1 protein-coding gene and 6 pseudogenes are annotated in these 6122 nt (G+C 60.6%); 4 read left to right on the top strand and 3 right to left on the bottom strand.

Annotated elements, in window-relative coordinates:
- The 3 genes and pseudogenes from BLS48_RS33860 to tnpC all read left to right on the top strand — a co-directional run.
- Positions 1–258 (top strand): transposase (locus BLS48_RS33860; RefSeq protein ID WP_143019589.1); only part of this gene is annotated, 258 nt, incomplete at its 5' end.
- Between the two features lie 42 nt (positions 259–300).
- A pseudogene (locus BLS48_RS33855) lies at positions 301–738 on the top strand (IS630 family transposase); the annotation flags it as partial.
- Positions 739–748: 10 nt separating this feature from the next.
- Positions 749–2013 (top strand): annotated as a pseudogene (gene tnpC / locus BLS48_RS33850) (IS66 family transposase); the annotation flags it as partial.
- Between the two features lie 18 nt (positions 2014–2031).
- On the opposite strand, the pseudogene BLS48_RS33845 reads toward tnpC, so the two are convergent.
- From BLS48_RS33845 to BLS48_RS33835, 3 pseudogenes are all read right to left on the bottom strand, one after another.
- Positions 2032–2643 (bottom strand): annotated as a pseudogene (locus BLS48_RS33845) (TCP-1/cpn60 chaperonin family protein); the annotation flags it as partial.
- A gap of 204 nt (positions 2644–2847) precedes the next feature.
- Positions 2848–3054: pseudogene (locus tag BLS48_RS33840) on the bottom strand (IS110 family transposase); the annotation flags it as partial.
- A gap of 4 nt (positions 3055–3058) precedes the next feature.
- Positions 3059–3277: pseudogene (locus BLS48_RS33835) on the bottom strand (IS6 family transposase); the annotation flags it as partial.
- Between the two features lie 139 nt (positions 3278–3416).
- On the opposite strand from BLS48_RS33835, the pseudogene BLS48_RS33830 reads away from it, so the two are divergent.
- Positions 3417–6122: pseudogene (locus BLS48_RS33830) on the top strand (hypothetical protein); the annotation flags it as partial.

Genomic DNA, 6122 nt, shown 5'->3' with positions numbered 1-6122 from the left:
CCATTCTTCGCGTTCCCTGACGACGTCCGCCGGATCATTTACACGACGAACTCAATAGAGGCGTTGAACTCGAAACTTCGACGGGCTGTCAGGGCCAGGGGCCATTTCCCCAGCGACGACGCGGCGACCAAGCTGCTCTATCTGATCTTGAACCGATCCGAGAAAGAGTGGAAAATGCCGCCACGTGAGTGGACCATGGCCAAGGCCCAATTCGCTGTCATCTTCGGCGAGCGCTTCATCAGGGCAATGGCTGCATAATGTTCAACAGCCCGCCCGCACACGGAATTCCTGACAGTCCCGCGCGGCCTGGCGCCGCACGGCCACTGGCGCACGCTGACCTTCCTTGGCGCGCTGCGCTGGGATCGGCTCGCAGCACCTTGTGTCTTCGACGGACCGATCAACGGCCAATGCTTCCGCGCTTATGTCGAGCAGCAGCTCCTCACCGTTCTGAAGCCCGGCGACATCGTCGTCATGGATAATCTGGGAAGTCATAAGTCGGCGGCCATCAGGCAGATGATCAAGGCTGCCGGCGCCAGGCTTTGGTACCTGCCGCCCTACTCTCCGGACCTCAATCCGATTGAGTAGGCCTTCGCCAAGATCAAACACTGGATGCGCCAGGCTCAGAAACGCACCGTCGAGGAAACTTGGCGCCACATCGGCCACCTCGTCGAAACCATCGAGGCAGCCGAATGCAAGAACTACTTCGAAAATGCCGGATACGCTTCCGTCAAAACATGAAACGCTCTAGCAAGTCGAAGCTGCCGGTCTGGAGGACAACGAGCAAGCCGCTCCCGCTGTTCGACAGGCGCAGGTCGCCAAACGCCGCACGAACAGAGATTCGCTGCCAGCACATCTGCCGCGCATCGAGATCGTGGTCGATATAGATGACCACGCCTGTCCCTGCTGCCGCAACGACCTGCATCGTATCGGCGAGGACGTCAGCGAGAAGCTGGACCTTGTGCGCGCCCAATTCCGCGTTCTTGTGGTGCGCCGCCCAAAGTATGCCTGCCGGGCCTGCGGAGAGGTCGTTGTTCAGGCTCCAGCCCCGGCAAGGCTGATCGAAGGCGGCATTCCGACGGAAGCAACCGTCGCTCAGGTGCTGATTTCCAAATATGCCGACCACTTGCCGCTGTATCGCCAGGCGCAAATCTACAAGCGTCAGGGCATCGATCTCGACCGTGCGACCCTCGCCGACTGGGTCGGCCGTGCCGCCTGGCATCTGCGCCCGGTCCATCAGTGGCTGCTTGATCATCCCAAGACCGGCCAGCTCTGGGCTTATGCACGAGATGACCGGCCGTGGCAGGGCGATGACCCGCCCGGTGTCGCCTATGTCTATGCGCCAGATCGCAAAGGCGAACGACCGATGGCCCATCTCGACGGCTTCGTCGGCATCCTGCAGGTAGACGGCTACAGTGGATATCGCCCGCTCGCTGCAAAGAACACCGTGTTGCTAGCTTTCTGCTGGTCCCACGTTCGACGCCGCTTCTATGAGCTGGCTGCGGCCGGTCCGGCACCCATCGCCAGCGAGGCGCTGCGACGCATCGCCGAACTTTACAGGATCGAAGAAGAGATACGTGGCCGGACCCACGAGGAGCGTCATGTCGCCCGCGAGGAAAGAAGTCGTCCGATCACCGACAGCCTTGCTCCCTGGCTGCATGAACAACTCAGCTACATCAGCCAGAAGACAAAGCTCGCCGAAGCAATCCGCTGCGCTTTGTCACGCTGGGACGGCTTGACCCGATTCATCGACGATGGCCGGATCGAGATCGACTCCAACGTCGTTGTTCAATCAGACCAATTGCCCTCAATCGCAAGAATGCGCTGTTTGCCGGTTCCGACGCCGGAGCCGAACACTGGGCAACCATCGCGTCGTTGATCGAGACCGCCAAGCTCAACGATGTCGAGCCGCTCGCCTATCTCTCTGACGTTCTCACCAAGATCGTCAACGGGCATTCAAATAGTCAGATCGACCAACTGCTGCCGTGGGCCTACGCCGCAAATCCCGATCTCAAAGCGTGGCCTGAGAACACCGCTTACGTTGTAGCCGAAGGTCGCGCCCTTGTTCTCAAGGATCTTGCCGGCAACGATCGATGCTTCCACACCGGCGTTCGAGGCGATCTGGCGGGCCGGAGCCTGCAGCGCGCGACGCACGATGTTGATGCCAGCAGCCTGGTCGGCATTGGCGCCGGCAGCCTTGATGTTGGCCGAAGCGCGCAGCAGGGCCACGCCACCGCCGGCAACGATGCCTTCTTCCACGGCCGCGCGGGTCGCGTTCAGCGCATCGTCAACGCGGTCCTTCTTTTCCTTGACTTCGACTTCCGTCGCACCACCAACGCGGATCACCGCAACGCCGCCCGCGAGCTTGGCGAGACGTTCCTGCAGCTTCTCCTTGTCGTAGTCCGAGGTGGTCTCCTCGATCTGCTGCTTGATCTGGGCGACGCGGCCCTGGATCTCGGACTTCTTGCCGGCGCCATCGACGATGGCGGTGTTCTCCTTGGAGATCGACACCTTCTTGGCGCGGCCGAGCATGTTGAGGCCGACATTCTCGAGCTTGATGCCGAGGTCTTCCGAGATGACCTGGCCACCGGTCGGTTCTGTCGCAGAACTCCAGGACTGTTTCGGCATCCAATGTCTGAGCCCGATTGCATGACCGGCCGTCTCCGAGCACGATCAACCTCACATGCGGTCGCCGTTCAGGACGGCTGCACCAATATCCCGCTTGCGGCGGGCAAGGGCTCAGGAGGATGAGACCATTCTACAAAACGGCATTCAGGCCATGCCAGGTATCGGTTCATCCACCTGGATCGGCCAGGACTGATCGGGTCCTGGCGGATTACGGGATTAGGGTCAAACAGCCTTCACCACGACGCCTTCGATCACGATGCCGGCGGTCACATACTTCCAGAGTGCGACTAGCAGCTTGCGGGCGAGCGCCACGATCATTGTCTTACGCATCCGCCCGCCGTTTTGATCGACGCGTCCACGGAACCAGAGAGCAAGCGCCGATTGCGGTTGATGACGCAGCCATAGCCAGGCGAGTTGAACCATCGGCGTTGTCACGTTGTTTGCAATGTGGCCGTATGCGGCGCGCATAATCAGGGCCGTGCTTTCGGCACCATCGGCGGATGGTCTCGTAGGAAACGACGATCCCGCGATCGAGCAGCATTTCCTCGACATCGCGCAAGCTCAGATTGAAGCGGAAGTAGAGCCAGATAGCACGGGCCACGATTTCGATCGGATAGCGGTGGTTCTTGTAGGTCGGTGCACTCACGGTCATGGGCGCGCTGCTACCTCAATTTCCTTACCCCTCAATCAATGTGACAGCACCGTTCGATTTCGTCAGGTTGTCGACAGCTCCCCTATGGCAGATACACGCTCGGCTTCAAACTAGCTTGCATTGCTGAAAGTGAGAACGGATGGATTTCACCTCAACCAATCGGATGCGCGAACAATCGAACAGGACCGGCCTGCGAGAGAGCTCACCCGCGGCATCGTCCGCAGTTGCGGTGGCGTTTGAGCAGCAGCTGAGCGAGATCGCCAATTCAGGTGGAGGCGGTAAAGCAATACCAGCCGGCTCGGCGTCCCAGCCGTCGCCGATTGGTGGTCGGCTCAACCCGTCCAATGGTGGTGAAGTCCTCGAGTTCATCGGAAGGGGCGATCCCGCGAAACTCCAGCCGGCATTAGGTCATCTTCCGACCTCGCAGTCGACGGGCGGCATCGTGTCGATCGGCCGCCCTAAGCGGAAGGCCGTTTCGCTCATCAATTCCGGAGACGCGACACCGCTTGAGCCGAGGTGGGTCGGCGCCAGCGCTGCGCAGCAAAACGCGTCGCAAAACGCTGGCAGTTGGCCAAAGCAGCGTCCTGCGGCAGCCCGCGATCAAGACGCGGGGTTAGAGCCGATGGCCGAACCCGGCCCGTCCTCTACGCCGCCGCGGCCGGCTCAGTCAGTTCGGCGTCGGAACCAGCCTCTTTATCCCGAGGATGCTCCGCTGATTTTGGGGCTTGACGATGCCCTCGTTAAGGCCGGGGCCTCCGAGCACACCGTCAACGACTATGTACGTGCTCTTCGCAGATTTGGCCGCTGGCTCTTCGCAAACGACAAAACTCCCATGAAGTATCGCCTCGACCAGCAGTCGCTGACCGATGATGCGCGCGAATTCTTAGGAAAGCGTAATCCAAAGGTACTCCTTCCGGCCATAGATCATCTCCGGACCTCGCAGTCGACGGGCGGCATCGCTCCGATCGCAGGCCGCGCTGAGTTGACTCCACATCCGGAGGACACGGCTCTCATCGCGGCTCTCATCAAAGAGTACAGAGACAACGCCGATATTGAGACCGGCAAAAGGAATGCAACTGCTCTTAGGAGTTTCAGTGACTACCTGCGTCAAAGGAACAAGAAGGGCATCGCCGGCCGGCTTTCCGGCAAGGCGCTGGATGGAGATGTCAAAGTTTACAGGATGGACGCCGGTGGTGATCGAAGGATCGGCTCCGCACTGGCTTATCTCCGAAAATCGCACGCCGGCGCCAAAGCGATCGAGCGCGAACGCCATGTTCCCGTCGTTGCTGATCCCAAGGACGCAGTACTGATGGAGCCGAGGCGGGTCGGCGAGGCGCTTTCGCAGTACAGCGCTTCGCACGAAGCCGGCAATTGGCCAAAGGAGCTGGCTGCCGCAGCCCACGATCAAGATGATGTGCGTTTCGAGTTGACTGACGAACCCGGCCCGTTGTCCTTCCCGCGGCCGGCTCGGTCAGTTCGGGTTCGCAGGAAGCAGCAGCCTCTCTATCCCCAGGATGCTTCCCTTATTTTAGGCCTTGAGGAGGCCCTCGCCAAAAGCAACGCCGCCGAACTCACCATCAAGAATAATGCACAAATTCTTCGCCGCTTTGGCCGCTGGCTGCACGCAAATAACAAAACGAGCATTGGTGCTCGGCTCAATAGCAAGTCGTTGTCCGATGGCGGTGAAGTGCTCGAGTTCATCGGAAAGGGCAATCCCGCGAGACTCCTGACGGCATTAGGTCATCTCCGAAGCTCGCAGTCGACAGGCGGCATCGTGGCGATCGGCCGCTCTAAGCGGAACGCCCCCCCCGGGGCCGTTTCGCTCATCAATTGCGGAGACGCGACATCGCTGGCGCCGAGTTGGGTCGGCGACGCCGCTGCGCAGCACAGCGCTTCGCATGAAGCTGGCAGTTGGCCAAAGCTGCTTCGTGCGGCAGCCCGCGATCAAACCGTGGGTTTGGAGCTGATGGACGAACCCGGCCCGTCGTCATTTCTCGAGCATGACCAGGCACGGTATCCCGGAGTGTCCAATCACCAACGGTCTCGGGACGATTTGATGGGTGTACCCCCCTCGAGCAACAACCTAATGCCAAGCGAGGAAGCCTTCGTCGGCGATGAGCATGACACAGCTGGGTTGAGGCCAGCGAAGCGGCAGAGGAAACTGAATGCGCCGCCAGCCGTCGCCATTCAGCTGCAGCTGAACGGGATCGCTAATTCAGGCGGTTGCATGCCGATGCAGCCCTCCGCCTACCAGGTGGGCGCATTGCCATTGGAAGAGCAGCTCGTCGTGCGGGGGAGAGAGTCCGAATACATTCCAAGGCTGCAGTCTGAGATTAGGGGTATCGGGGGCGCCGCTGCGCAGCACAGTGCCCCGCATGACGCTATCGCTCCGCGATTCGTCGTTCCTATGGAAGATTACGATCAGGATCTACTTTGGGAGGGAATGAACAAGGCCGACTCACTGCCCTCTCTGGGGTCAAGTGCGAGCCATTGTCAACCGCCGGCGTCTGCAGGAGCCGTGCATGCTTTGAACAGGCGTCACGACCGCCATCCGGGTGCGGACGAGTTTGCCGGGAGCAGCGTCCTGCCGAGGCGCAAGGACGGCGGGTTCGAGGCAATGGTCCATCGGAATCCGCCCACACCATTCGAGCTCAATGCTATGGTTCCGGCACCTGATTTTCCGCCGCCGTTTGCCGGGCCAGTACCGGCTCATCACCATGGCGCTCGACAACCCAGCGTGCCGCAGGAACTTTCTCCCGTGCCAACGTCATCGAACGGTAAAGGTTTGGCGTGGTTAAGCGAGGAGTTGGTGCGGCGGCAGATGCAAGAGCTGGCTTCACTATTA

Origin of the sequence: Mesorhizobium qingshengii (assembly GCF_900103325.1) — a bacterium.
Lineage (GTDB): Bacteria > Pseudomonadota > Alphaproteobacteria > Rhizobiales > Rhizobiaceae > Mesorhizobium > Mesorhizobium qingshengii.
The sequence above is the reverse complement of the archived record's forward strand: the minus strand, read 5'-3'. Positions and strand labels throughout refer to the sequence as shown.